A 24,742-nucleotide genomic window follows, 5' to 3' on the forward strand; every position below is an offset into this window, starting at 1 on the left:
GGTCAATGTGGGCGTTGTCGAGTCTATTGCCTTCCCCGGTGAGGGCTTTGCCGGGTGTTGGAGGGGATGTCCTTTCCGAGGATGGAGAGAGGTCTTGGTGTGCGCCTCGTCACCTCTCGCCCCGCGGACCGAACATACGTTCGATAGTATGAGGTGGTCCGACAGAAACGAACCATGACCTACGCAGAGCTGCACTGCCACACCAACTTCTCGTTCCTCGACGGTGCCTCCCCTCCCGAGGAACTCGTGGAGCGGGCTGCGACGCTCGGGTACCGGGCGCTGGCGGTCACCGATCACAACGGGTTCTACGGGGCGGTGCGGTTCTCGCGGGCTGCTCGCAGCGCCGGCCTGTCCACGGTGTACGGAGTGGAGGTCGGACTTGTCCGTGGCGAGCCCGACCCGGGAGCTTCGCACGCACGGACGCAGGACGGGGACATCGCGAGCGGCATCCCCGGCCTACAGGACGGCCCGATGGTTGATGGTCGAAACTTCAGGTCTCGCAGGCGGGGTCGGACCAGGCGGAGACACGGCACCAAGCCCATGGATACCCCGCAGACCGACCATCTCGTACTCCTTGCGCCATCGGCGGACGGGTACGCGGCGTTGAGCCGATTCGTGACCCGAGCCCAGTTCCGCGGCGAGAAGGACCGTGCCGTCTACACCTGGCGGGATCTCGAAGAAGCGGCACAAGCAGGAGGTCTGTATGCGCTGACAGGCTGTCATCACGGCGCGGTGCCCAGGGCGGCCCAGGCCGGAGATCTGGTGGGAGCGTTGCGCGAGGCGGCTCGTCTGCGGGAGATCTTCGGACGTAGATTGCACATCGAGCTGTGGCATCACGCGATGCCGGAGGACGATCCCCGCAACGATCTGCTGTGGGACGTCGCCCGACGGCTGCGACTGCCGGTGGTCGCCACCAACAACGTCCACTATGCAGACCGCAGCGACGCAGATCTCGCCGATGTGCTGGCCGCCATCGGGGGACGGCGAAGCCTCGACGATGCGGACGGGTACCGCTCCGCCGTCGACGAGCGGTACCTGAAGGACCCTTCCGAGATGGTCGGGCGTTTCGCCAGGTATCGAGGAGCGGTGGAACGCGCCGGCGAGCTCGGAGACGTCCTCTCCTTCGACCTGCGACTCGTTGCCCCGAAGCTTCCCGATTTTCCGATGCCGGGCCATTTCCGCTCCGAGATGGAGTACCTGCGGTATCTCACCTTCGAAGGGGCCCACAGCGTATATCCGGGCTCCGATGACGGTATCGAACCGCGGGCACGAGAACGACTCGAACATGAACTCGACGTGATCGGACGCCTCGGGTTCCCCGGCTACTTCCTCGTCGTATGGGACATCGTCGACTTCGCTCGTTCCCAGGACATCTACTGCCAGATTCGCGGATCGGGCGCCGACTCTGCGGTGTGTCGTTGTATCGGCCTCACCAGGGTCGACCCGATTCGACTGCACCTGCCGTTCGAACGGTTCCTCTCCGACGAGCGAGGACGGCCTCCGGACATCGACCTCGATCTCGAGGCCGAGCGCCGGGAGGAGGTCATCCAGTATTGCTACCGTCGATATGGGCGTGAGCGTGCGGCGATGGTCGCCAACGTCATCACCTACCGTGCCCGCTCGGTGCTGCGTGATGTCGGCAAAGCCTTCGGACTGACCCAGGCTCAGGTGGATGGCCTGTCCAAATACGTCGATACCCGCAATCCGGCGAAACTGCGGCTGGAGGCGCCGTTGCCGGCGGGAATGACCGCCGAGTTCATCTACGACGTGTGCCGGCGACTCGACGGATTCCCCCGACATCTCGGCATCCATTCGGGTGGAATGGTGATCGCCGACCGTCCCCTGTGGCAGGTCGTCCCCATGGAGTGGGGCCGGATGCAGGACCGGTCCGTATTGCAGTGGGACAAGGACGACTGCGCAGCGATCGGGATCGTCAAGTTCGATCTCCTCGCTCTCGGCATGCTCAATGCCCTCCACCTCACCGTCGACACGATCGCGGATACGCACGGCGTCACCATCGACCTGGCCACGATCCCGCAGGAACCGGCCATCTACGAGATGCTTACGACCGCGGACACGGTCGGGGTCTTCCAGGTGGAGTCCCGGGCGCAGATGGCGACCCTTCCGAAGATGAAACCGAAGACGTTCTACGACCTCGCAGTGGAGGTCGCGCTGATCCGGCCCGGACCGATCCAGGGCCAGTCCGTGCATCCGTACCTGCAGCGCCGCAACGGTGAAGAGCCGGTCCGGTACCCACATCCGCTGACCGAGTCGGTTCTCGCCAAGACCCTCGGGGTCCCGATCTTCCAGGAGCAGTTGATGGAACTCGCCCGGGTCTGTGCCGGTTTCGACGGCAGCCAGTCCGACCGGTTGCGATCGGCGATGACCCACAAACGCTCCGATGAGGCGATGGAGAGGCTGCGCACCGAGGTTTTCGCCGGAATGGCGCGAAACGGGATCACCGGGCGTGCGGCGGACGAGATCTGGGAGAAACTCCAGGGGTTCGCCAGCTTCGGGTTCCCCGAGAGTCATTCGGTGAGTTTCGCCTACATCGTGTACATGTCCGCCTGGCTGAAGTATCACTGGCCGACCGAGTTCCTCGCCGGTTTGTTGAACGCCTACCCGATGGGGTTCTACAGCCCCAATACGCTGGTGCAGGATGCCCAGCGCCACGGTGTCGTGGTCTTGGAACCGGATGTGAACCGTTCCTTTCACGACTGCACCGTCGAGCCGTATGACACCGATCCGGACGAGGTGGTGACGTACTACGACAAGTCGTGGCGACGGGGAAGGGGAGCGACCGACGATCCCGTCCGTGCGGCGGTGGCGCTGCGCATGGGGCTGCGGTACGTACGGAACCTGGGAGAGAAGGAGATCGGACGGATCGAAGCTGCACGACTGATCGGTGGCGAGTTCCGGGACACACGGGATTTGGCGCAGCGCACCGGTCTGCCGATCGACGCGTTGGAGGGATTGGCGGCCGCGGGTGCGCTCGGATCGCTCGGCGTGTCCCGGCGGGAAGGGTTGTGGGCGGCCGGGGCGCTCGCGGAGATCGATCCGGGGCGGCTGGCACTCGCCCCCGGCGTCGACGCGCCCGCGTTGGTGGGGATGAACGACGCCGAGCGACACCGGGCAGACCTGTGGGCGACGGGTGTGTCGCCGCGCCATCCCGTCGAGTTCGTGAGAGAACGGCTCGACGAGCAGGGATGCGTCCGTATCGCAGACGTGTTGGGGCGCCGCCGCAACGGATGGCGAGCTCGAGTCGGTGGGATCGTGACGCACCGACAGCGCCCCGGTACGGCAAACGGGGTGGTGTTCTTCAATATCGAGGACGAGACGGGGTTGCTCAATGTCGTCGTGCTTCCCGAGGTGTGGCAGACCAATAGGGAGACGGCCAGACGTCATGTGGGGTTGGTGGTCGATGGAGTGGTCGAGTATCGAGACGGAGTCACCAACCTGGTGGCGCGCGGGTTCACCTCGTGGCCGGTCGAAGGGGTCCGGTCCAGGGATTTCCGGTGAAGACCTGTCAACGCCGGCAGCACCTGTTCCTGCCGGCATCGACGAGACCGGCTTCAGTCGATGGCCGCATAGATCTCCCGCCGATCGATCGTGCCCGGGAACGGCCCGATCGTGGCGAGTTTTCGTGCAGCGATCTCGCAGGCGAATCGGACGCTGCGCTCCAGATCATGGCCGTCGAGCATCGCGACGAGAAAACCACCCCAGAACGAATCACCCGCCCCGGTCGCGTCCCTCACTCTCACCGGTCGTGCGGGAACATGGAATCTCCGGTGCCCATCCGAGGCGAGCGTGCCGTCCGGTCCCATCGTCAGCACCACCGTGTCTGCACCCATGTCGTGGAACCGGTCTACGTAGAGGCCTGGCTCGACGTCATCGTTGAAGAGGCGGTGGCAGTCGTCGAGGGAAGGCTTTGTGAAGGTCGTGCGGGTGAGGAGGCCCTTGATCACGTTCAGCGCCTCGGTTCGCTGTGGCCAGATGATCGGGCTGTAGTTGGGGTCGAGTGAGGTCAGCTTTCCGTGTCGGGTGGCCAAGGCGAACGCGCGTTGCACGGCGACGCGCTCAGGCTGGCGTGAGAGGGCAAATGCGGACGAATGCACGATCCGGGATCGGCGGATTGCATCGGCGGGAACGTCGCCGGGACCGAGCTGAGCGTCACCGGCACGCAGCGCCTCGAAGTCCGGTGTGCCGGACGTGCGCGCAACGAACACCACCGTCGTGTGGACACGGTGATCCATCAGGAGGTAGTCCGTGTCGACCCCGGACGCTCTCAGTTCGGATTTGATGAATGCACCGAACGCTCCGATGCCCACCTTGGCTACGACCGCGGCCTTGCCACCCAGTTTCGCGACGTTGACGGCGACGTTGGCGGGGGAGCCGCCCTGGTGCCGGCGGAACAACTCGACCTCCCGCAGGTGCTCGGCAGGTGTTTCCGAGATGAAATCGACGAGGGCTTCTCCCACGGTGAGGAGATCCAGGTCACCGTTCGCGATGATCACACGGCCAGGGTAGCGGGCGATGCACGGCCGATAACCGTTGAACCCAGGGCTCGTAGGGGTCGTGGCGACCCCCCTGAGCCCTGGGTTCAACGGTTTGGGTGCGCCGGCCCTTTCGCGTGTCGGTGATCGGCTACTTCGAGACGGACAACAACGACCAGGCGATGAGCAATTGACCGGCGTAGTAGAGCGGTAGACCCCACACTCGATTGACGAAACCGGGGGCCACGAAGCGGTCACGGGCAACAGAGAGGTCCGAGAGGTAGAACGCAACGGTGCCGGCGAGGAGCATCGGCGTTGCCCCGGATGCCGTCGCGCCAACCGCCAGGACGAGCATGGTCGAGATCACGGCAATGTATGCGATGATCGGGCCGATCATCGCGGCCGGTAGGTGGGGGCGCAGCCAGACGAAGATCAACGCGGCGACGACGAGGGCGACGCTGCCGGCGATGAGGGACACGCCGGAATCGACACCAAGCGTCGCGAAGGCGACGACATAGGCGATATGCCCCAGGAGGAACGCGCCGAGGCCGACGAGGAACGCCGTGTGTGATGCGCCGAGCAGCAGCACATCGCCCGATGCGCCGAGCATGAGTCCGAGAAAGATCCATGTTCCAACGTTCGTGTCGAGCGCACCCGCGCTCAGGGCGACCCCGACGAACCCGGCGGAGGCGACCGGTTTGGCGAGATTGCGAAGCGTGACGTTGCCGCGCTCACCGGAGAGCAGGACCGGCAAGGCCAAGACGGTCATGGCGGTGAATACCCAGGTCATGACAGCATCTCGACGAGTAGGCCGGCGATGTCGGACCAATGTGGGCTCTGTTCATCGATGAGGCTCGCGTGTCCGACGGACGCGAGCTCGAGGTACCGGACATCCTCTCCGGCCGCCCGAGCCGAATCGACGTAGCGGCGCCCGTAGTCGACCGGGACATCGTCGTCGTCGGTCCCGTGGACGACCAGCTGTCGAATTCCGAGGGGAAGCATGGCGGCAGGTGATGCCTGGGCCACGGCCGTCTGGGAGGTGGCATCACCCATGAAGGTGGCGACCGCGCCGGACCCGAGCCCGTCTCGGAGAGCCGCAGCGAGGTCGGTGATGCCGGCCAGCGAGACGAGAAGTGCCGGCGTGACCGCATCGGTCCGAGCGGAGGAGGCGAGCGCGAGATGACCGCCTGCCGAGTGACCGATGACGACGACCCGAGTTCGGTCGATGGCGGCATCGAGAAGCGCGACGTGATCGATCCCTCGTGCGACGTCGAGCACGGTCGCCGGCCATCCTCCCCCCTCACCGACTCTCCGATACTCGATGTTCCAGGTGGCGAATCCCCTCTTCGTGAGGTCGGCCGCCAAACCGTCCATGAGATCTCTGGTCCACTGCCGTCTCCAGAAACCGCCGTGTACCAGAACGGCGATCGGATGAGGTCCGGGCCCTTCGGGGAGCCGGAGGTCTCCGACCTGATCGGGACGCTCCCCATAGGCAAGGACCTTCGGCGGAACCCGGTGGGCGAAGACGAGGTGACGCAGCGCCCACCGGTATCCCTGGATCCCGCGACCATAGATGGTTGCGGTGCAGGCGGGAGCCGTCACCGAGACGCTCCTCCACGGTTCCCGTTCCTTGATATTGGAGATGTGGACTTCAACCGTCGGAATGCCGGCGGCTTCGATCGCGTCGTGGATCGCGTAGGACGTATGCGCGTAGGCGCCGGGGTTGAGGACGATGCCGTCGAACACCTCGCGTGCTTCGTGGAGACCGTCGATCAGAGCGCCTTCGTGGTTCGACTGGAAGGCTCGCACTTCGACTCCCAACTCGGTGCCCCAAGATCTGCAAAGGGCCTCGAGGTCGGCGAGCGTCGTCGTGCCGTAGATCTCAGGGCTCCGCGTACCGAGCAGGTTCAGGTTCGGTCCGTTGATCACCAGGATGTGTTGCATGGGACAAGGCTATCGAGTTTGCCCGGGTGCCGTGGCGTTCAGGGACGCCCGACACGAAGACCTCGGTGTCGCGGTACAGCGAATCGACGTACCTCGTCTTGCCGGTCGACGCGCAGGATCGGTCTCGACAGGCACGGTGCGCGGGGTCTAGTCGGGCTTCCTTCTCGAGAACTTGGGAATGAGCACGATGACGGCAACTGCCACCGGCAGCAGCAGCGCCGCGAAGCGCGGTCGGTACAACAGCACAAGTCCCACGACGGCAAGGGGAACGGCGACTCTGGGACGAACCCGGCGCAGGTCGGGGAAGGCGAGCCAGACGGCGCCGAAGAGGATACCGACCCGGATCGCCATACCGCCGACGAGGCGGGTGGGTTCGTCCAGGGATGGTGAGAGCATCACGAGCGTTCCGACGACGAGGAGGGCTGCCACGATGGCGCCGAGGAAGGACCTCATGTGTCACGACTCGGCATAGAGGCGGATCGTACTCCCCATGTCGCGTGCTTCGAACTCACGGCTACGCGAGATGAGTCGGGCGGTGGATCGGCCCGAGTTCCGAGGCGAGAGCGAGAGTCGCTTCGTCCAACCCGGCAGGCTCGAGTGTGTAGCCGCCGGACCGGAACGCGTCGAGGATTGCCCGTCGGGCGTGCGCCGTCGTGACGCCCGGCGCGGCGGAACGCAGGTCTCCACTCGTCGCCGGATCCCATTCGATACCCAGGGCTTCGTACACGGGAATCAGCACATCCGCGACCCGGTCACCACCGGAGACGACGACGACCCCGCCGATGTGGGCCGCTCCCGACACGATTCGCTGGCCGACACCCATCACTTTTCGTACTCCACCGATGTTGACGCTGTGGGCTCCCGGGCAGTACTCGCCCGGCACTTCTCCGACACGAGCATCTGTGCCGAGAGAGCGGAAGGCGTCGACCATGATGGTGCCGATCTCCTCGAAACGCTCATTGATGCCGACGCGAGGGTCGTCGACGGGGACCGTCCACGAGAAGGCGATCGTGCCGGAATGGAACACTGCGGCACGCCCTCCCGCGAGTCGCTCCACTGCACCGAATCCGCAAGCGAGGGCGGCATCGACGGCGCGCCGATACCCGGGCTGGACGGCGTCTCTTCGACCGAAGGCCACGATGGAGCCCGGCTCGTACAGACGCAGGATCGCTTCTGTGTCTCCACGAGCGACCTGGAGGAGGAGGGCGTGGGAGATGGCGGTATCCAGTTCGGGAGGGTCGGGGAAACCGGCATCCAGGAACAACATCGGTGCAGTATCCCAGATACTCGTTCTCCTAACAGTTCTCGAACATCCGTTGTGCACAATGGATGCAGAAGGAGGTTGTGATGCAACGTACAGCCAAGATTGCAGTCCTGGTCCTGGTCGTCGTGGGTCTTCTCGTCGGGGGCCTCACCGTGGCGGGAGCGACAGAGGGTGACCGCGCGACGGTCCCGCAGACCGGGATCGTGGCAGTGCTGCGACCGCTCATCGACGATGGGACCATCACAGAGTCCCAGGCGGAGGCCGTCGCCGCGCGGCTCGGACCGATCGTCAGATCCGAGGGCATCCGTCGTGACGCGGAACGTTTCCGTGGACGGGCGATGGCTGTGGCGCGCCGCGTCGCCGACATGCTCGACATGACCGTGCCCGAACTCGGAAAGGAGCTCGAGGGCGGTGCGACGCTGGCACAGATCGCAGAGAGCCGAGGGTCGAGCGGTGGGGAGATCGTGAGCACGCTCGTGGGTGAGATCTCCCAACGTCTCGCCGACCAGGTCGCCGAGGGGCGAATCACGCAGGAAAGGGCCGATGAGGTGCTTGCCGGCGCGACCGGGCGTATCGCCGATCTCGTCGAATCTCCACATCCTGGGCGAGTGGCGTTCAGGGAACACCGCTCTCGCCTCGCCAGGCTGGGCGCGCTGCGCATCGGCGCGGACGTCTTGGACATGACTCCGCAAGAACTGAGAAGTGCGCTCCAGAGCGGTCAGAGTCTCGGCGAGATCGCAGCGAGTAGAGGCGTCGACGAGGACGTGCTGGTCGATGCCCTGCTACGGCCGATACGCGAGCAGGTTGCCCTGGCCGTCGAACGCGGTCGCATCGATGGAGACCGGGCGGGGAGGATACTCGACCAGGCGGCCGAGCGGGTCCGAAATCTGGTTGAAACCCGGCGCGGGTGAGCGCATCTCCGTGGCGGTTCATCGGGACTGCGGCAGATCCTGCGTGTGAAGTGCCGCCGTGGGCGAGAGCAACGGAAACCTCGGGTCGTAACCCTCGAAGTCGACGTGGACGATGGGAGTGCGGCGAGGACCTACCGGCGAGGGTCAAGTAGACTGAAGGGGCTCCGAGGGCGGGGGACCTGGGGTTGGGGCGTGGCTGGTGGGCCGAATGGAAACCGATGCCTTCGTCGAACCGTCGAGAGCGACTCCTCAGGCGCTTTGAACGCAACTCCCGTGCAGGCGCGGAGGCGGGTGTGTTCCGCGTCCGTGTGGAGGATCGTGTCCTTACGGGAGACACGATCACCATCAATGGTCGCAGACTCCTCAACTTCGGCATGGCTTCGTACCTCGGCCTCAATCTGGACCCGCGGCTCAAGGCAGGTGCGATCGACGCCATCTTGCGCTACGGTCCCGTCTATTCGTCGTCGACTGCTTTCACTTCGCTTCCTCTGTACACCGCGCTCGAAGAACGCCTGGAGCGCATGTTCGAGGGACACGTGGTCATCGCGCCGACCACGACGCTTGCCCATCTCGCTGCCCTTCCCCTGATCGTCACCGTCGGATCCGCCGTTCTGATCGATGCGCAGGCACACGAGTCCCTTCGCCTGGCCGCTCAGATCCTGCGCGCATCCGGATCGTCCGTCTCTGCAGTACCGCACAACGACATGGAGGCGCTTGCAGATGCCGTGAAGCGATCGTCGAGTCCTTCGGTGTGGTATCTGGCCGATGGTGTCTACTCGATGTTTGGAGATCTTGCACCGCTCCACGAGATCTCTGCGCTCATGGATCGGTTTCCGAACCTGCACGTGTACCTCGACGATGCGCACGGTTTCGGGTGGGCGGGTACACACGGTCGGGGGTACGTGCTGGCCAACGTACCGATCCGTGAGCGCATGGTGGTCGCCGGGTCGCTCTCGAAGTCGATCGGCGCGGGTGGTGGAGCGCTCGTCTTCGCGGATGAGAGCACCGCCAGACGTGTGCGAACACTCGGCGGGACGATGACATTCTCCGGTCCGCTCCATCCTGCCGAGCTCGGCGCCGCGCTCGCCTCGGTGGACATTCACCTCTCCGGCGAGCATGCCGTGTTGCAGTCCCGGCTCCTGGCACAGATCGAGTTGACCCGTGGCCTCCTCGTCGAACGGGGACTTCCCGTCGTCGGAGTGGCCGACTCGCCCGTGTGGTTCATCCGCATCGGTACCTCCGGTGACACGATCGAGGTGGCGAAACGCCTGCAATCGGATGGTTTCTACGTGAATCCTTCCGGATACCCTGCAGTGCCGGTCGGCTACGCGGGAGTGCGACTCACCAACACCTTGTATCTCCCGGACGACGCCTATGTCGCGCTCGCCGATGCGCTCGCGAGGCGTGTCCGGGAGGTCTTGGGCGACGTGGAGATCGAGATCGATCTGACAGAGGAGATATCACCGCGCGTTGATCCGCTTTAGGGGTGAAGGCCTTGTGCCGATACAGCGGCGTGCAACCGTTCCTCAACGTCTGGAAGCAACACCCAGTTTGGTTTCGGTGGATCGCAGCGATCGTGTTCGCGCTGCTGTTGGGGTTGGCCGTCGTCTCGGCCACGGTTCCTTCTGCAGAGGACACCGCCGGGCCCATCGGTCTCTTTCTCGGCAGTGTTTCCGCAGGCGTCACCTTTGTCGTCGGAGCCCGGCGTCTCCACGGGAGAGAGCGTGTTTCGTGGACGTTCGTTGGTGTCGGCCTGCTCCTCATCGCGACCGGTGTCTTCGCGGTGGCACTCATCTCGTCATTCACGGAAATGGCGGCTTTTGGACCGCCGGACCTCCTCTTTCTCAGCGGGTACGCGTTCGGGATCGTGGGATTCGCCCTCCTTCCCCAGGTCGCCTCCGACTGGTCGGAACGGCTACGGGTCCTACTCGACGGCCTCATCGGTGCGATCTCGATAGGTGTCATCGCCTGGCTTCTGATACTTGGTGACCTGCTCGGGAAGCTGCAGTCGCTGACGGCGTGGGAACGGTGGGCCGGCTCCGCGTATCCGGTGCTGGATGCGATCGCGATGATCGTGATCATTCTGGTGTTCGTGCGCCGCAGCACGTACCGTTTCGACGCCCGGCTCCTGTTCGTCGGCGCGGCATTCATTGCCCAGATCGTGGCGGATCTCGCCTATCTGAAATCCGGTGTCGGGCACACGTTCACGGAGGCAAAGCCGATCTACCCACTGAGCATCTCGGTGCTCATTCTCTTCTTCGCAGCTGCACTGATGGTCCGGTCTCGTCCGGAGCGTCGCGAATACGCGGATCGCAGGTCGTCGCTGCTCGTGCTGGCCACCCCCTACTCGCTCGCCGCGGCCATGACGACCTTCCTGATCGTGCGCATCGTCCAGGAGCGACTCGATACCGGCTTCTGGGCACTCCTGTGGGGAACGATCGCAGTCTCCGTGCTCGTCTTCGTCCGGCAAGGCGTTGCCATCCGTGAGAACAGAAGGCTCGTCGAGCGGCAGCGGGCTGCGCTCGTCTCGTCCATCTCCCATGAGTTGCGCACTCCGCTGACCGCCGTCGTCGGATTCCTGGATCTCGTGATCGATGAGGTGACTCCTCTCGACACGGAAGAACGGGACGAGCTCCTGTTGGTCGTACACCAACAGGCTCGGTACATGGCCCGGATCGTGTCCGATCTCATCTTGCTGGCCAGAGGCAATCTCGACAGTATCGACATCGCGCCGGCGAAGGTCTCTCTGAAGAGTCTCCTGAACTCCGCGATTGCGACGGTGGATTCCGGCGGGTCGTCCGTGACGGTCGAATCGGACGCGAACCTCGAGGTCTTTGTCGATTCGGAACGGTTGCAGCAACTCATCGTCAATCTCGTCTCGAATGCAATTCGTTATGGGAGAGGTCGCGTGAACGTCGTGGCGAAGGCGGCGGGCTCGGCGCTCGTCATCGAGGTCCACGACGATGGGCTCGGGGTGCCCAAGCGGCATGAATTGACCATCTGGGAGCGTTTCGAGAGAGGTGCTCATCGTCTCGACGGGACGCGGCCCGGATCGGGCATCGGGCTGGCGGTCGTGCGTGTCGTTGCCGAGGCGCACGGAGGGACTGCCGACTATCGACGTTCGGAACGTCTCGGCGGCTCGTGTTTCTTTGTGACCTTGCCGCGCAGGATCGTCGAAACCAGTCGAGAGAAGCTCGACGGTTCGGTTCGATCGGCGAGCTGAGTTCATGTCTGTCGGCGTGTATGCGGTTCGTCCGGCGGAGAGCGTCGGGGGAGGCGATGGGGAGGCGATCGGGGCGCGGATGGTCGGGACATCTCGACTCGCCTCGAACTCGTCGATCGGCACGACCCTGAGACGGGTTTCTCGACGGTGGAGCGGCTCGCCGGCCGGCGTGCGGCGACCATCGTCGGAGGCGGAGGTGCCCGTCGGTGTACGCCCCGTGCGGTGGGCGGTCTCTCCGCCATGCCTGGTCGAAGACGTGCGTGTCCGAGGATTCGATCTCCGTGAGAGTGCTTACGAGTAGGGGCTTTCGACCCTTTCGATTGGGACTTTTGCAGCTCGTGCCAGCTCATACAGCAAGGTAGTATGCAGGGTATGCAGAATATGCAGAGTGATGTACGAAAGGCAGGACGCGGTTGGCCGGCATGTTGACGTCCAAAGAGTTACAGGAGTTGCTCCAGGTGGATCGCTCGACGATCTACCGCATGGCCGAAGCCGGGTCGCTTCCTGCGGTCAAGGTGGGACGGCAGTGGCGGTTTCCCGAGGCAGCCATCGAACGCTGGCTCGCATCCGGACACGACGGGAGCGCCCCGTCGCGTGCAGCCGAGGCCGATGAGGGATTCGATCTGGCACCCACCTCATGTATCCAGCCGATCATCGACCTGCTCGCCGACATGCTGGGGGTGATGCTCGTCGTCACCGACATGCAGGGCGTCCCGATCACCGACGTGTCCAACCCGTGCGGGCTGTTCAACGCCGTCGCACAGATACCCGGCGGAACCGCCGAATGTGTCGCGGGATGGCAGGATCTCGCCGGATCATCCGACCTCGAGCCTCGCTTCACCGGAAGCCATCTCGGCCTCATGTGTGCACGCTCATTCATTCGGGTGGGTACCGAACTGAAGGCGATGGTGATCGCGGGCGGTATCGCTCCAGGTGTCTGGCCGCCGAGTGACACGGAGTTGGAGTCGATGGCGCAGAGTTTCGGCGCGGATTCGGCGGACCTCGCCACCCACGTGGATGAGGTGTACGAGCTCGACGCGAACGCCCGGCAGAGAGTGTTGGAGGCACTGCCGCGTGTTGCGGCATTGATTTCCGAGATTACGACGGAGTTCCGGTCGTTGCGAGGCAGGCTCGAGGCGATTGCCGCCCTCATCGAACGATAGACAAGGAGCTGAGCGAATGAGGAAACTGTTGGTCCTGGGCGCAGGCACTGCCGGCACCATGGTGGTGAACAAGATGAGCCACCATCTCGATCCCGACGAATGGCAGATCACGATCGTGGACCAGGACGAGACGCACTACTACCAGCCGGGGTTTCTGTTCATCCCGTTCGGGATGTATGGGCGCAACGACGTCATCAAGGCCAAGCGAGACTACATCCCGACCGGTGTCGAGATGATCGTCTCGGAGATCGATGTGATCGACCCGGACAACAACCAGGTCAAACTCGTCAAGGGAGATCGCCGGCTGGACTACGACTACCTGGTCATTGCCACCGGGACGCATCCGAGGCTGGACCAGACGCCCGGGCTTCTCGACGAAGAGAAACTTCCGGAGAACATTCACACCTTCTACACCCTCGAGGGAGCCGTGAACCTCGCCAAGTACCTGCGGTCCTGGGAAGGCGGACGGCTGGTGCTCAACATCATGGAGTTCCCGTTCAAGTGCCCGGTCGCTCCGCTGGAGTTCATCTTCCTTGCCGACTGGTGGTTCACCGAGCAGGGGATCCGCGACAAGGTGGATCTGACCTTCGTGACCCCGCTTCCTGGGGCGTTCACGAAGCCGATCGCCTCTCGAGCGCTTGGCGGGATGCTGGAAGAGAAGAAGATCGCCCTGGTTCCGGACTTCATGCCGGAGCGGGTCGATGCGGACCGCAACACCCTCGTCGCGTTCGACGAGGAGGAGGTCGCATACGATCTGCTCGTCACCGTGCCGGTCAGTATGGGTGCCGACGTGATCGGACGATCGGGACTGGGAGATGAACTGAACCACGTTCCGGTCGACAAGGAGACGTTCGTTTCCAAGAAGTACGACAACATCTTCGCTCTGGGCGACGCTGCAGCGCTGCCGACGTCCAAGGCGGGATCGGTTGCGCACTTCGCCGTCGATATCTGGACCGAGAACTTCCTTCGGTACATCGACGGCCTTCCCATGCTCGAGAGATTCGACGGTCACGCGAACTGTTTCATCGAGTCGGGCTTCGGCAAGGGGCTCCTGATCGACTTCAACTATGACACCGAGCCACTTCCGGGTAAGTACCCGCTTCCCGGCTTGGGCCCGTTCTCGCTGCTGCAGGAATCCGAGATGAACCACTGGGGCAAGATGATGTTCCGGTGGATGTACTGGAACGTGCTCCTCAAGGGCAAGGAAATGCCGGTCACCTCCTACATGACGATGGCAGGGAAGTGGAGCTGAGATGAGTACCACGACCGACGACGTCGCCGAGCTGAGTCACAAGATCGACCAGCTCACCGCTCAGGTGCAGTTCCTCACCGAGGAGGCGCTCCTCGCGAGGGAGCGTCGCCAGGAACGCGACGAACTCATGGCCGACGTGACGCCGCTTGCCGGCGAGGCATATCGGTATGCAGTGCGTCAGCTCGAGCAGATAGATCGATACGTGACGCTCGACGACATGACCCATCTGGTCAAGAAGCTGTTGCGGAACGTCAAGAATCTCGAAGAGCTCCTCGACAGGATGGACAGTATCAAGGAGTTCATCGAGGACGCGACTCCCTTGACGCAGAGCGGAGTCATCAGCTTGATGGACGCGTTGCAGGACCTCGAGCACCGCGGCTACTTCGGGTTCATCCGAAGCGGTGGACAGGTGCTGGACAACATCGTCACGAGTTTCACGGAGGAGGATGTGCGCGCACTGGGCGACAACATCGTGCTGATCCTTCAGACGGTGCGCGAGATGACTCAGCCGGAAGTGATGACGATGCTGCAGGATACGGCGAGGACGGTCCGCGAAGAAGAAGTTCCCGAAGACATCACGTGGCGGGCGTTGGTTCGCCAGATGCGTGACCCGGCGACCAAGAAGGGTCTGGCGAAGCTGATGCTGACCCTTCGGACGATTTCGGGCGAACAGCCGGAAAGACAGTAGTAAAGGAGAAGTCATGGCAACAGAAGTGATTGCCGGCCATGAGATCACCGTCGATGACGAAGGTTTCATGACCGATCCGAGCGAGTGGAGCGAGGTGCTCGCCGAGGCGCTCGCCAAGGAGATCAACATCGACGAACTGACCGAAGATCACTGGAAGGTGATCCGGTTCCTGCGAGCAGACCATGCAGAGACAGGGGAGACGGCGACGATCCGGCGAGTTTCGATACAGACCGGTGTGACGACGAAACAGCTGTACCAGCTCTTCCCGAAAAAGCCTGCCAAGAAGATGGCGTACATCGCCGGCCTTCCAAAGCCGACCGGTTGCGTCTGAAGGGAGTGCACCAATGCCGAAGTTCGATGATGAGACGGACCGTAAGATCAGCATCATCCTGAGTAAGGGGAGCCTGGACTGGGCGACCGCAGCGATGGTGATCGCCAACGCGGCGGTCTCCGAAGGAACCGAACTGCATATCTTCTTCACCTTCTACGGCATGGATGCCGTGCTGAAGAAGAAGATGGATCATCTCAAGGTCACACCGCTCGCGAATCCATCGATGGGAATGCCGAACGCCGTTGCCGCCCTTCCGGGAGTGACGGCGATGGCGACGGCGATGATGAAGAAGATGATGAAGAAGCAGGACGTTCCGGAGCATCGCGACTTCATCCAGATGGTCGCCGACGCAGGTGGTCACCTGCACGTGTGCCGGATGACGTTCGACATGTTCGGATTCAAAGAGGAGGATCTCTACGAAGAGGTGGAAGACGTGCTCAACGCAACCGATTTCCTCGAGCTTGCCGACGGCGGCCAGATCATCTTCATCTGATTGCAGACTGTTGGAGGGGGTCCGCGAGGGCCCCCTCTTTCGTTGTACCCACGCTCGCCGTACTCGGTATGTGGCATTCGGTACCGCAACCGGCATCGCTGCCAGATCGTAGGGCGGGCGTGGCGACCCTCGGCGGCGACCGGAAGACGGCAGAACTCGCTTTGCTCGCCGGGGGGAGCAGTGTTCGCCCTGCTCGGTGGGGGAGGGCTTTGACGAGCGTCGGGGAGGTGTCCACGAGATCTTGGCCGAGGGCGGCGGGTGGCCCGCCGATCCGCGCGCCTAGGAGCGGGAGCCGTCTTCGTGCTCGACGGGAGGGACGAGGATGACGGGGACGTGGGTCTGTTCCATGACTTCGGCCGAGACGGAGCGCCATGCACCGTCGCTGAACAACCTGCGGGTCACTCCGAGGAGGACGAGGTCGGCTCCGATGGTGTCCGCCGTATGGCAGATCACCTTCGCGGGGTTGGATCCCTCCAGGAAGAGCTTCTTCGGAAGCAGGCCCCTTGCGATCAGTGCAGCCAGGACGGGAGCGGCAAGGCGCTCGCCACGTTCCTCCACATAGCGGGCGGTTCGTGCCTGTTCGCTCTCGCTGTCAGGGGGGAACTCGGTGAGTGGATGCCACAGTTCGAGCTCCAGAGTGTCGAGGAACTCCTGGGGGGCAGGGACGACCGTGAGTACGGAGACGTCCCCCGTCGTACCCGCGAGGCGCAGAGTCAGGTCCGCGACGGGGCCCGGAGGGAGGACACCCGTGGTGGCTATCAGCACGTGCACGCCTCTAGCGTAAACCACTTTCCGACCGCACATCCCGACGGGAGCCTCCCGAGCAACGCATGGCCCACATTTCGACGACCGTGCATCGCCCCCTGTCTCCGCCACGATGTGGCGCGCGACTGCCCTTTGTCACGTCCGAGCCGTCATGCCCGCCCCGCGGTCTCGCAGCGATCTGAGGCTGTGATGCGCAGTGCAAAGCACCGGTGCCGGCATCGCTGGACTCCTACGAGCCCCCGTCGGGTACAGTGCGCGCATGTCCACACCCACTCCCCAGCTGATCAACCAGGTGACGTGGATGATTCCGAACGCTCTGGCCCTCATCGGTGCACGCTCCGGCGAAGAGTGGAATGCCATGACGGCTTCGTGGATCACCCAGGTCTCCATGGAGCCCGTCTCGATAGCCGTGTCCATCGACAAGAAGGCGCTGACACACCGACTCGTCGGCGAGGGTGGGGCCTTCTCCGTGAATCTGTGGTCGCCGGACGACACTCGTGTCTTCGTGAAGTTCTCGAAGCCGGCCACGAAGGACGGGATGCGGCTCAACGGCCTGCCCTTCAGGGAGGGTGTGACCGGCGTACCCGTTTTCGAAGCGTCCGTGGCGTGGCTCGAGGCGGCCGTGATCGATACGATCGATGTGGGCACCCACACGCTGTTCATCGGCGAGCTCGTCGCAGCCGGCAAGGATGCGAGTCACCAGGGGCGAGCGGCATCCATTGGCGACACACGAATGAAGTATGGAGGGGTGCGACGGGGAGGGCACTGAGTTCCCCACTCTCCGTTGCCGGCCGTTCAGATCACAGGGTGCCGGTGGCCGGTACCATACGAAACCGGAGGTGAGGGCATGGACATTCGCGTCGATGGCAAGGTCGCGCTGATCACTGGCGGCAGCAGAGGGATCGGGGAGGCCATCGCCAAGGAGTTTCTTGCCAGTGGCGCCGCAGGAGTCGTGATCACAGGCAGGAAGCAGGCTGGACTCGACCAGGCGCTGGAAGAGATCGATGGAGGCGATCGTGTCATCGCAGTGGCGGGAGGCGCCGACGATGCAGACCATGTCACGCGAGCCGTGCAGCAGACGATTCGTGAGTTCGGCTCTTGTGATGTTCTCGTCAACAACGCGGCGACCAACCCGGTCGCAGGGAACATCACCGATATCGACCTTGGAGCGCTCGACAAGACCTGGTCGGTGAATCAGCGCGGTCCACTCATGTTCGCGCGAGAGACCTGGCGGCAGTGGATGCGCGAACACGGTGGCTCGATCGTCAACATTGCATCGGTCGGGGGGCTCATGCCCGGGCCGCTGCTCGGAGCGTACAACGTGTCCAAGGCGGCGCTCATCTTCATGACGCGACAACTCGCTTTTGAGATGGCTCCCGGCGTGCGGGTGAACGCCGTCGCGCCGGGTATCGTGAAGACCAGGTTCTCACGGCTTCTCTGGGAGATGAACGAGGAGGCCGCCGGCGGGCTCCATCCACTGAAATGCCTCGGAGAGGTGGAAGACGTGGCCGCGGCGGTCCTGTTCCTCGCATCGGACACCGCTTCGTGGATCACCGCGGTGACCATTCCGATCGACGGCGGGATGACCGGAGCGAGACCTGGTATCGGGTAGCGAGGGTATCCGGTACCCATTCGGCTTCACTCGGGTGGGTACCCGGGACGTCCGGTTTCGATCCAGTCGCTGAAAGCGGCATCTGTCCCGACGTCACACGCGGCGTCGACCGACATCAGGTAGCGATGACGGAGGAGGTCGCAGTAGGCCTGGATGGCATCGTGGACTTCCGGAAGGTCCCGAAGACGCTGCAGCGTGGGTTCGAAAGCGTCGATCCGCCACTGGACGGCTGCGAGGGGAGGGGAGAGTTCGAACTTGACCGCGTGGTAGTACAGGTCATCGAGGATCTGACGGGCCTGGCGTTCCCCCGCTTCGACTCCGGTCAGCTCTTTGAGCTTGTTGGCGTGGAAGGTGCGCCCTCCTACCCGGGTCCGCACCTCGAGTCGGTCACCTGTGGAGGCGACGGAGACTTCCTCCACGTGGAAGCCGAGATCGTTGATCCGGTTGATTCGCTCCGCGATCTTGTAGCGCTCGTCGGGTCCCACGACCCACACTGCCGAGAGTTCGTCCCAGAGGGCGCGATACCGGTCGGCGATATCCTCTCCGAGGGAGAGGTCGGCGTAGTCGAGAGGTACCCCTCGTTCGGCGGCGATGTCGGCCATCCCGCCGGCAACGTTCTCGGTCATGATCGCCAGATCTTCTTCACGCCGCCCGTCGGTCAAGGTGGGGAGAATGGACGCGGTTTCCGCATCCACCATGCGGGTATCAAGACCATCCGCATCCCAGCGATACAGGGTGTTCGAAAGGGAGCAATCACCCCAGAAGCATCCCGCAAGGTGCAGTTGCACGAGGAGCGAGGCGAACGCATCGAGCATCTGGTTGCGACGGGCGCCGAATCCGGGTCCTTGCAGGAGCTCCCGATATGAAAACGAGTAGTCGAGATAGCGGGTGATGAGTGCTGCCGAGGGCTCTGCGGCGGCATCGTCTGCCCTCCCGGTCACCAGCCCGATCGCGGTGACGGCCGGTGCATGGAGATCTTCCAGGGTGCGCAGCGCCTCGTACTCACGACGGGCTGCGTCGGTCGGGAGCTCCTTGATCGCATAGATGCCGAGGCGATAGGCCACGAATCGGACCTCGTGTCGGGAGATTCCACGGGGGAGGTCGACGAGTCTCTCCGTGGTCCACGTGCTCAAGGGCCGATCCCAGGACAAGTCCAGGAAATCCGGGTGGCCGGGACGAATCGTGAGGTCGGGCATGGGGTGAACGCTAGTACCACCTCTCCGGATGCCGTTCGCAGTCTCCTCCTATCCTCGGTTGCACGCAGTTGCCCATCAGGGTCGAACTGGAACGGGGTGAGCGGCCGGGGCCGATCCGGGGATGGGGAACCCACCGAGTTGGCCGTCACTCTGCTGCGCGAGGCGTGCCCGTGTGCCGTATGCGAGGGAGCGGCCGGCGGTTGGCAGAATCGTTCGGTCACGATCGCGAACATCGAGGAATCCGGGGCGCACGGACTGCGTCTGGTGCTCGCACCCGACGGTCATCAGGCGTCTGTCGAGTGATGCCGGTACGAGGCGCTTCGTATTCCGTATGCGGCCTCGGGTCGATGCGAGACCGCGGGGCGGGTGCGGGGGCTCTCGGTCCCCCGGCGAGCGAAGCGACCGATTGGGGGAGAAGAGCGAAGTCCGAAAGGGGGAGTACGGCGAACCGAGGGGCGCTCAGGCGGCGAAGACGAGTTGATCTTTCAGCATTGCCGCGACGACGGCCGGATCGAACTGGGCGCCTGCGTGAAGCTTGAGTTCGCCCAACGCGATCTCTGCGGAGAGTGCCGGCTGGTAGGGCCGCTCACTGGTGATGGCGTCGAAGGCGTCGGCGACGAAGAGGATGCGGGAGAGATGGGGAATGGCGGTTCCCGAGAGGCCGTATGGGTAGCCGCCACCATCGAAGCGTTCATGGTGGAACAGGACCGCCGTGGCGATGTCGGGGTGGACGAGTCCGTCGAGGAGGGAGAATCCTTCTGCCGGGTGGCGGCGCATCTCGTCCCACTCTCGGTCGGCGAGCGGGCCGGGCTTGTTGACGAGCTTGCTGTCGATGCGGATCTTGCCGATATCGTGTAGATGGGCCGTCATGTGCAGCCGTCGCAGTTGTTCGGCGTCGAGGCCGAGTCGGGTCCCGAGTGTCGTCGCGATACGGGCAACCCGCGTCCCATGGTCCGCCAGCCACGTTTCCTGCTGCGAGATGAGGTCCGTGAACGTCTCGATGGTGTTCATAACGCCTTCCAACTCCCACCACGGTGCGTAGTTTGCCACGCGCGGAGGGTGATGTCACGCGAAATAGGCCGAAGGGCCTACAGGCATCCTCTGGTCCCACGGGGGTACAGGGCCCGGAGTGAGCAAGAATGTGGGCATGGACATTGCGGTGAATCTCGTGCAGGCATACCTTCGCGTCAACGGCTATCTGACGATCACCGAGTTCGAAGTGCAGCGCAGGCGCAGCGATGGCACGTATGAGACCGCGACGGACGTCGATATCATCGCGCTTCGCCTTCCGGGGCAGGTGTATCAGGGTGATCCCCACGAAGACACCGATTGCCAGATGCTGCTCATTCGCGACGAGGAGCTGCGCCTGGGACCGGAGGTCATCGATGTGATTCTCGGTGAGGTGAAGGAGGGGCAGGCCGAGTTCAACCCCGGACTGAAGCGACACGAGGTGTTGCACTCCGTACTCCGGCGCCTCGACTGGCTCTACACGTCACCACTCGACGAGGTCGTCGATGCCGTGCACCGCCATGGCCTGTCGGAGACTCCGGCAAGGGGCGGCGGTACCGTCCGAACGCGACTCGTCGCGTTCGGACGCAGTCAGAAGACCGATCTGCACACCATCTCGTTGACTCATGTCGTCGAGACGATGCTCGACTACCTGCATCAGTTCGAAGACGTTCTGCGGCCGGCGACCTACAAGAACCCCGCGCCGGCACTGCTCAATCTGCTCGTGAAGACGGGCTTCGTGATCGGCAAGAAGGACTGACAGGCTCAGGAGCCCTGTCGATCGTCCATGATCGCTTCGACGGCCTCGCGATGCTCTTGCGTGTGGTGGGCGATCGCCTGGAAGGCGGCCGTCATATCGAGGAATGCATCGAAGTCGGTGTTCCTGGCATGTCGCAAGAGACGTTTGGTGAGCCGAACGGCATGGGGAGGCTTGGCCGTGATGGTGTGGGCGAGGTCGTCGACCCGTTCCATGAGGTGATCCGTCTCCGTCAGCTCGAGCACGAGGCCGAGAGCGAGTGCCTCGTCGGCCTCGACGAGTCTGCCGGTGAAGATGAGCTCGGTGGCGCGTTGCCATCCGACGATACGGGGGAGGATCCAGGCACCGCCGTCACCCGGCACGAGGCCAAGGTTGACGGCAGGTTGTCCCAGGCGTGCGGCACGGGAGGCGATTCTCAGGTCGCAGATGAGGGCGAGATCACAGCCTCCTCCGACGGCGGGGCCGTTGATTGCAGCGATGGTCACCAGATCGAGAGATGCGACCGTGCGCATGAGCCGGAGGACGCTCGTCCTGTAGGACTCCGCGATGCGTCGTGCAGATCCCTCGAAGATCCCCTCACCGGCCTGCATGTCCTTCAGATTGCCACCGGCGCTGAAGGCGCTGCCTGCACCGGTGAGGATGAGCACCGACAGACCGGAATCGTCCTTGATCGTGTCGAGGGACGTGAGGAGACCTTCCAGGACGCCCGTTCCGGTCAAGGCGTTGCGCACGGAGGGGCGGTTCATCGTAAGCGTGGCGATGCGGCCTTCGACCGAGAGCAGCGTTGCGCCGCTCATCCGGAAGCCTTGCCTGCGGCGGCGACGAATGCGGCTGCGCGGTCGGGATCGACGGGATTCGTCGTACGGCCATCGACCTCGATTGCCGTCCCGACGATCACCCCGTCGGCGTGCTGCAGGATCCGCTCGATCGTGTCGATGCTCGCTCCGGACCCGACGAAGACGGGAAGCCTCGGGCAGGCTGTCCTCACCTCGTCGATGATGGCGATCTCGGTCGGCTTTCCCGTTCCGGTGCCGGAGACGACGATCGCGTCGGCGCCACCGCGCTCACAGAGGTCCTCCGTCGCCTGAGCGAGCGTGAGACCGGCGGGCGGAACGGCATGTTTGACGAACACGTCGGCGAGAATCTCGATATCCGGGCCAAGCGACGATCGCAGGCGCGAGAGCTCCGCAGCCCGGCCCCCGAGCACACCCTGATCGGTGAACATCGTGCCGGTCAGGACGTTGACACGAATGAACGATGCGTCGCATGCCGCGGCAATCGAGAGTGCGCTCAGCGCGTCGTTCCGGAGTACGTTGACCCCGACGGGGATGGACGTCGCGGCGATGACGGCGCTGATCGTCCGGGCCATGGCCGCGACGGTTGCCGGGGGAACGGCATCGGCAAAGAAAGGAGCGTCACCGAAGTTCTCGACGAGGACGGCGTCGAATCCGGCTCGTTCGAGTGCGACGGCGTCGTCGATGGCGCGCTGGACGACCGAGCGCATGTTGTCGGCGAAACGGGGGGCTCCCACCAGGGCGCCGAGATGCACCATGCCGATGAGCGGACCCGGCATCAAACGGCGGTGCTGGCAATCAGGAGGGCAAGCTCGGCTGTCTCGCCCTCCGCGGAGAGCGACGTCTCCGAGGCAGGGATGCGCCGCACCGCGACGCGGCACCATTCACCTGCGGAGCCTTTGATGCGCTGGCCGGAGTCCTCGGGGCCGTAGACCCATTTGGCGTAGCCGGGGCCGATCACCTCCACGCGAACCGGTGCGTAGGCATGGCCGGCTCTCTTGAATGCATGCGGGAGGGTTCGCCAGGCGAGCCACGCGATGTGGCGGAGCCTCGGTGTGTCCTCCATCGGAACGTCGGCAACGGTCTGAACGTCGAGTCCGAATGCCCATGCCTCGGCGAGACGCGCCGTCGCGAACGTCTGGGCGGAGACATCGTCGACGAACCAGGGGATTCGCTGGGATCGAGTCATGCGCGAGAGAGCGTCGACGACGCCGGCGCGCGCCCCACGCCACCATTCGATGACATCCTGAGGGCGCATCGAACGCCCGCGATCGATCCCGGAAGTGGCGATCTCGTCGAGTGAAGCGTAGGTCTCGGCCTCGGCCAACGGGGCACGACCCTCCTGAAGCACTCGGAGTGCGAACTCCTCCGAGGACGCGAGAAACGCGACGATATCCTGGATGGACCAGTTGTTGGTCGGGGTCTTCCGTTTCCAATCGCGTATAGCGATCTTCTGCAACAACTGATCGAGTGCCTGTTCTTCGGCAACCAAGTCTGAAAGGATCTCACGCACAATCCCACAGGATAGTGCAATCAGAGGGGCCCGAGACGCCCTGGCCTCACATCGTTTGTTCGTGTCCCGTCTCCGGAATCCCGCGCGGACACGTGGGAAGAACCCGCTCGAGGGACGATCGATCCGGCAGTTCCGTGATCAGATGTTGAAGGTCGGTGGCGGATGCACGACCGGGCGCGGTTCGACGAGTTCGTTCAAGGCGTCGACAAACTGGCGGAGGCGCCCGTAGGAGCGTCTGGTGAAATGCAGGGCCACGCGGCTCGCATCGATGGAATCGCCGTCCTTGACCTCTGCCGGTGTGGCTTCGATGACTTCGATGGCGCCTTTGGCGACGATGTCGGAGAATTCCTCGTTGAGCCGCGCGAGGTCCTCGGCGCTCGGTGCCTGGTGGAGGCGGATGATGAGCAGGCCGTCGACGTAACGCTGCGACTGGTAGTTGGCGTAGAAATGGCAGATCTCGTCAACCGCGTTCTCCACGCTGCTCGTCGTCTTGTAGATGCTGAGGTCGTCGGGTGAGATCAGACCCTTGCCCAGGAGATCCTCTCGAACGAACTGGTTGAACGTCTCCCAGTAGCCGGTTCCCTCGGCTTCGAGGAGCACGATCGGGTGCAGGTCGCTCTTGCCGGTCTGGACCAGCGTCAGCAGTTCGAACGTCTCGTCCATGGTTCCGAATCCTCCGGGGAACAGGGCGAAGGCGTGTGACTCCTTGATGAATCCGACCTTGCGGGTAAAGAAGTACTTGAAGTTGATGATGCGTTCCGTGTCCAGATAAGGATTCGCGGAGTCTTCGAACGGGAGCCGGATGTTGACACCGAACGAGTGATCCGCCCCCGCACCCTCGTTGCCCGCCTGCATGATCCCCGGTCCGGCACCGGTCACGACCATCCAGCCACGTTCATGCACCATCGTGCGGGCGAAGTCGTAGGCGAGCTGATAGTTCGGTTCGCCCTTACCGGTCCTTGCCGATCCGAAGACGGTCACCTTCGGGATGTCGCGATATCGGGAGAACACGAGTGTCGAGTACCGCATCTCCTTGACGGCCGCGTTGATGAGCTTGACATCGCCCCGGTCTGCACGGTCGTGATACAGCTTGATCGCCGACACGATCAGTTCCCTCACCAGGTCCTCGTGTGCACCGTCGCCGGCAGCTTCGAGAAGCTCATCGATCATCCTGGCAAGCTTGTCCTGTCCGGTGGAGTAGGGCCGCATCGGCAGAGGGTACCGCAGGAAGCCGTGTAGGGCTTTCATGGGGGAGCGCGACGGGCCGAGTGCGGCGAGGCGCGGCCGTGTGCTGCATCGAGGGAGCACGGCAAGGTGCCGCCCTCGCGTTGCGGG

Annotated in this window: 25 protein-coding genes; 13 read left to right on the forward strand and 12 right to left on the reverse strand. The window is 63.9% G+C overall.

Annotated elements, in window-relative coordinates; all coding sequences use genetic code 11:
* Window positions 1-174: 174 nt before the first annotated feature.
* Window positions 175-3,519: a DNA polymerase III subunit alpha gene (gene dnaE, locus GXP34_05785; protein ID NOY55483.1), complete on the forward strand. Its 3,345-nt coding sequence runs from the start codon at window positions 175-177 to the stop codon at window positions 3,517-3,519.
* 53 nt (window positions 3,520-3,572) lie between these two features.
* Here dnaE and GXP34_05790 read toward each other — a convergent pair whose 3' ends face one another.
* From GXP34_05790 to GXP34_05810, 5 genes are all read right to left on the reverse strand, one after another.
* Window positions 3,573-4,514 carry a sugar kinase gene (locus GXP34_05790; GenBank protein ID NOY55484.1) on the reverse strand — a complete coding sequence of 314 codons (942 nt, stop codon included), beginning with the start codon at window positions 4,512-4,514 and terminating at the stop codon, window positions 3,573-3,575.
* A 130-nt stretch (window positions 4,515-4,644) separates the two neighbouring features.
* Window positions 4,645-5,283: a lysoplasmalogenase gene (locus GXP34_05795; GenBank protein ID NOY55485.1), complete on the reverse strand. Its 639-nt coding sequence runs from the start codon at window positions 5,281-5,283 to the stop codon at window positions 4,645-4,647.
* Window positions 5,280-6,032 carry an alpha/beta hydrolase gene (locus GXP34_05800; protein ID NOY55486.1) on the reverse strand — a complete coding sequence of 251 codons (753 nt, stop codon included), beginning with the start codon at window positions 6,030-6,032 and terminating at the stop codon, window positions 5,280-5,282. Before GXP34_05800 ends, GXP34_05795 begins: the two co-directional genes overlap by 4 nt.
* Window positions 6,033-6,584: 552 nt before the next feature.
* Window positions 6,585-6,890: a hypothetical protein gene (locus tag GXP34_05805; protein NOY55487.1), complete on the reverse strand. Its 306-nt coding sequence runs from the start codon at window positions 6,888-6,890 to the stop codon at window positions 6,585-6,587.
* A 61-nt stretch (window positions 6,891-6,951) separates the two neighbouring features.
* A complete protein-coding gene (locus tag GXP34_05810; protein ID NOY55488.1) occupies window positions 6,952-7,704 on the reverse strand; it encodes a lipoate--protein ligase family protein in 753 nt (250 codons plus the stop codon).
* 80 nt (window positions 7,705-7,784) lie between these two features.
* Between GXP34_05810 and GXP34_05815 the strand changes: the two genes are divergently transcribed.
* The 8 genes from GXP34_05815 (at window position 7,785) to GXP34_05850 (ending at window position 15,762) form a co-directional block, all read left to right on the forward strand.
* Window positions 7,785-8,612, forward strand: a complete 828-nt coding sequence (locus GXP34_05815; GenBank protein ID NOY55489.1) for a hypothetical protein — start codon at window positions 7,785-7,787, stop codon at window positions 8,610-8,612.
* A gap of 293 nt (window positions 8,613-8,905) precedes the next feature.
* Window positions 8,906-10,096: an aminotransferase class I/II-fold pyridoxal phosphate-dependent enzyme gene (locus GXP34_05820; GenBank protein ID NOY55490.1), complete on the forward strand. Its 1,191-nt coding sequence runs from the start codon at window positions 8,906-8,908 to the stop codon at window positions 10,094-10,096.
* A gap of 2 nt (window positions 10,097-10,098) precedes the next feature.
* Complete coding sequence (locus GXP34_05825) at window positions 10,099-11,835, forward strand: hypothetical protein (GenBank protein NOY55491.1); 1,737 nt, start codon at window positions 10,099-10,101, stop codon at window positions 11,833-11,835.
* A 413-nt stretch (window positions 11,836-12,248) separates the two neighbouring features.
* Entirely contained in the window at window positions 12,249-12,998 is a 750-nt protein-coding gene (locus GXP34_05830; GenBank protein ID NOY55492.1) for a helix-turn-helix domain-containing protein, read from the forward strand.
* A gap of 16 nt (window positions 12,999-13,014) precedes the next feature.
* Window positions 13,015-14,250, forward strand: a complete 1,236-nt coding sequence (locus GXP34_05835; GenBank protein NOY55493.1) for an NAD(P)/FAD-dependent oxidoreductase — start codon at window positions 13,015-13,017, stop codon at window positions 14,248-14,250.
* Window position 14,251: 1 nt separating this feature from the next.
* Window positions 14,252-14,938, forward strand: coding sequence for a DUF1641 domain-containing protein (locus tag GXP34_05840; GenBank protein ID NOY55494.1), 687 nt, complete (start codon window positions 14,252-14,254; stop codon window positions 14,936-14,938).
* 13 nt (window positions 14,939-14,951) lie between these two features.
* Window positions 14,952-15,269: a TusE/DsrC/DsvC family sulfur relay protein gene (locus GXP34_05845; protein ID NOY55495.1), complete on the forward strand. Its 318-nt coding sequence runs from the start codon at window positions 14,952-14,954 to the stop codon at window positions 15,267-15,269.
* A 13-nt stretch (window positions 15,270-15,282) separates the two neighbouring features.
* The gene (locus GXP34_05850; GenBank protein NOY55496.1) at window positions 15,283-15,762 is read left to right on the forward strand and encodes a hypothetical protein; all 480 of its coding nucleotides are present in this window, start codon (window positions 15,283-15,285) and stop codon (window positions 15,760-15,762) included.
* 279 nt (window positions 15,763-16,041) lie between these two features.
* Here the strand turns inward: GXP34_05850 and GXP34_05855 are convergent, their stop codons facing one another.
* Window positions 16,042-16,533 carry a universal stress protein gene (locus GXP34_05855; protein ID NOY55497.1) on the reverse strand — a complete coding sequence of 164 codons (492 nt, stop codon included), beginning with the start codon at window positions 16,531-16,533 and terminating at the stop codon, window positions 16,042-16,044.
* Between the two features lie 253 nt (window positions 16,534-16,786).
* Between GXP34_05855 and GXP34_05860 the strand changes: the two genes are divergently transcribed.
* Window positions 16,787-17,296, forward strand: a complete 510-nt coding sequence (locus GXP34_05860) for a flavin reductase (GenBank protein ID NOY55498.1) — start codon at window positions 16,787-16,789, stop codon at window positions 17,294-17,296.
* A 78-nt stretch (window positions 17,297-17,374) separates the two neighbouring features.
* The gene (locus tag GXP34_05865) at window positions 17,375-18,139 is read left to right on the forward strand and encodes an SDR family oxidoreductase (GenBank protein ID NOY55499.1); all 765 of its coding nucleotides are present in this window, start codon (window positions 17,375-17,377) and stop codon (window positions 18,137-18,139) included.
* A gap of 26 nt (window positions 18,140-18,165) precedes the next feature.
* Here the strand turns inward: GXP34_05865 and GXP34_05870 are convergent, their stop codons facing one another.
* Window positions 18,166-19,335: a DUF4032 domain-containing protein gene (locus GXP34_05870; protein ID NOY55500.1), complete on the reverse strand. Its 1,170-nt coding sequence runs from the start codon at window positions 19,333-19,335 to the stop codon at window positions 18,166-18,168.
* Window positions 19,336-19,431: 96 nt separating this feature from the next.
* Between GXP34_05870 and GXP34_05875 the strand changes: the two genes are divergently transcribed.
* Window positions 19,432-19,638: a DUF971 domain-containing protein gene (locus GXP34_05875; protein ID NOY55501.1), complete on the forward strand. Its 207-nt coding sequence runs from the start codon at window positions 19,432-19,434 to the stop codon at window positions 19,636-19,638.
* A gap of 156 nt (window positions 19,639-19,794) precedes the next feature.
* On the opposite strand, the gene GXP34_05880 is transcribed toward GXP34_05875, so the two are convergent.
* Window positions 19,795-20,385: an HD domain-containing protein gene (locus GXP34_05880; protein ID NOY55502.1), complete on the reverse strand. Its 591-nt coding sequence runs from the start codon at window positions 20,383-20,385 to the stop codon at window positions 19,795-19,797.
* A 97-nt stretch (window positions 20,386-20,482) separates the two neighbouring features.
* Between GXP34_05880 and GXP34_05885 the strand changes: the two genes are divergently transcribed.
* On the forward strand, window positions 20,483-21,103 hold the full coding sequence (locus GXP34_05885; protein NOY55503.1) for a hypothetical protein: 621 nt from the start codon (window positions 20,483-20,485) through the stop codon (window positions 21,101-21,103).
* A 5-nt stretch (window positions 21,104-21,108) separates the two neighbouring features.
* Here GXP34_05885 and GXP34_05890 read toward each other — a convergent pair whose 3' ends face one another.
* The 4 genes from GXP34_05890 to GXP34_05905 form a co-directional block, all read right to left on the reverse strand.
* Window positions 21,109-21,897, reverse strand: a complete 789-nt coding sequence (locus GXP34_05890; protein ID NOY55504.1) for an enoyl-CoA hydratase — start codon at window positions 21,895-21,897, stop codon at window positions 21,109-21,111.
* On the reverse strand, window positions 21,894-22,673 hold the full coding sequence (locus tag GXP34_05895; GenBank protein ID NOY55505.1) for a BtpA/SgcQ family protein: 780 nt from the start codon (window positions 22,671-22,673) through the stop codon (window positions 21,894-21,896). The genes GXP34_05890 and GXP34_05895 overlap by 4 nt, the downstream gene beginning before the upstream one ends.
* Window positions 22,673-23,407, reverse strand: coding sequence for a maleylpyruvate isomerase family mycothiol-dependent enzyme (locus tag GXP34_05900; GenBank protein NOY55506.1), 735 nt, complete (start codon window positions 23,405-23,407; stop codon window positions 22,673-22,675). Before GXP34_05900 ends, GXP34_05895 begins: the two co-directional genes overlap by 1 nt.
* 138 nt (window positions 23,408-23,545) lie before the next feature.
* Entirely contained in the window at window positions 23,546-24,616 is a 1,071-nt protein-coding gene (locus GXP34_05905; GenBank protein NOY55507.1) for a TIGR00730 family Rossman fold protein, read from the reverse strand.
* Window positions 24,617-24,742: the final 126 nt, after the last annotated feature.

It is taken from the genome of Actinomycetota bacterium (genome assembly GCA_013152275.1).
GTDB lineage: Bacteria > Actinomycetota > Acidimicrobiia > Spongiisociales > UBA4744 > BMS3Bbin01.

What these genes read in the sequence shown, in the direction of transcription:
- dnaE (NOY55483.1), top strand. Translation starts at nt 175, where the DNA reads ATGACCTACGCAGAGCTGCACTGCCACACCAACTTCTCGTTCCTCGAC.
- GXP34_05860 (NOY55498.1), top strand. Translation starts at nt 16,787, where the DNA reads ATGTCCACACCCACTCCCCAGCTGATCAACCAGGTGACGTGGATGATT.
- GXP34_05810 (NOY55488.1), bottom strand. Translation starts at nt 7,704, where the DNA reads ATGTTGTTCCTGGATGCCGGTTTCCCCGACCCTCCCGAACTGGATACC.
- GXP34_05850 (NOY55496.1), top strand. Translation starts at nt 15,283, where the DNA reads ATGCCGAAGTTCGATGATGAGACGGACCGTAAGATCAGCATCATCCTG.
- GXP34_05890 (NOY55504.1), bottom strand. Translation starts at nt 21,897, where the DNA reads ATGAGCGGCGCAACGCTGCTCTCGGTCGAAGGCCGCATCGCCACGCTT.
- GXP34_05895 (NOY55505.1), bottom strand. Translation starts at nt 22,673, where the DNA reads ATGCCGGGTCCGCTCATCGGCATGGTGCATCTCGGCGCCCTGGTGGGA.
- GXP34_05870 (NOY55500.1), bottom strand. Translation starts at nt 19,335, where the DNA reads ATGCCCGACCTCACGATTCGTCCCGGCCACCCGGATTTCCTGGACTTG.
- GXP34_05905 (NOY55507.1), bottom strand. Translation starts at nt 24,616, where the DNA reads ATGCGGCCCTACTCCACCGGACAGGACAAGCTTGCCAGGATGATCGAT.
- GXP34_05815 (NOY55489.1), top strand. Translation starts at nt 7,785, where the DNA reads ATGCAACGTACAGCCAAGATTGCAGTCCTGGTCCTGGTCGTCGTGGGT.
- GXP34_05835 (NOY55493.1), top strand. Translation starts at nt 13,015, where the DNA reads ATGAGGAAACTGTTGGTCCTGGGCGCAGGCACTGCCGGCACCATGGTG.
- GXP34_05805 (NOY55487.1), bottom strand. Translation starts at nt 6,890, where the DNA reads ATGAGGTCCTTCCTCGGCGCCATCGTGGCAGCCCTCCTCGTCGTCGGA.
- GXP34_05795 (NOY55485.1), bottom strand. Translation starts at nt 5,283, where the DNA reads ATGACCTGGGTATTCACCGCCATGACCGTCTTGGCCTTGCCGGTCCTG.
- GXP34_05885 (NOY55503.1), top strand. Translation starts at nt 20,483, where the DNA reads ATGGACATTGCGGTGAATCTCGTGCAGGCATACCTTCGCGTCAACGGC.
- GXP34_05865 (NOY55499.1), top strand. Translation starts at nt 17,375, where the DNA reads ATGGACATTCGCGTCGATGGCAAGGTCGCGCTGATCACTGGCGGCAGC.
- GXP34_05845 (NOY55495.1), top strand. Translation starts at nt 14,952, where the DNA reads ATGGCAACAGAAGTGATTGCCGGCCATGAGATCACCGTCGATGACGAA.
- GXP34_05840 (NOY55494.1), top strand. Translation starts at nt 14,252, where the DNA reads ATGAGTACCACGACCGACGACGTCGCCGAGCTGAGTCACAAGATCGAC.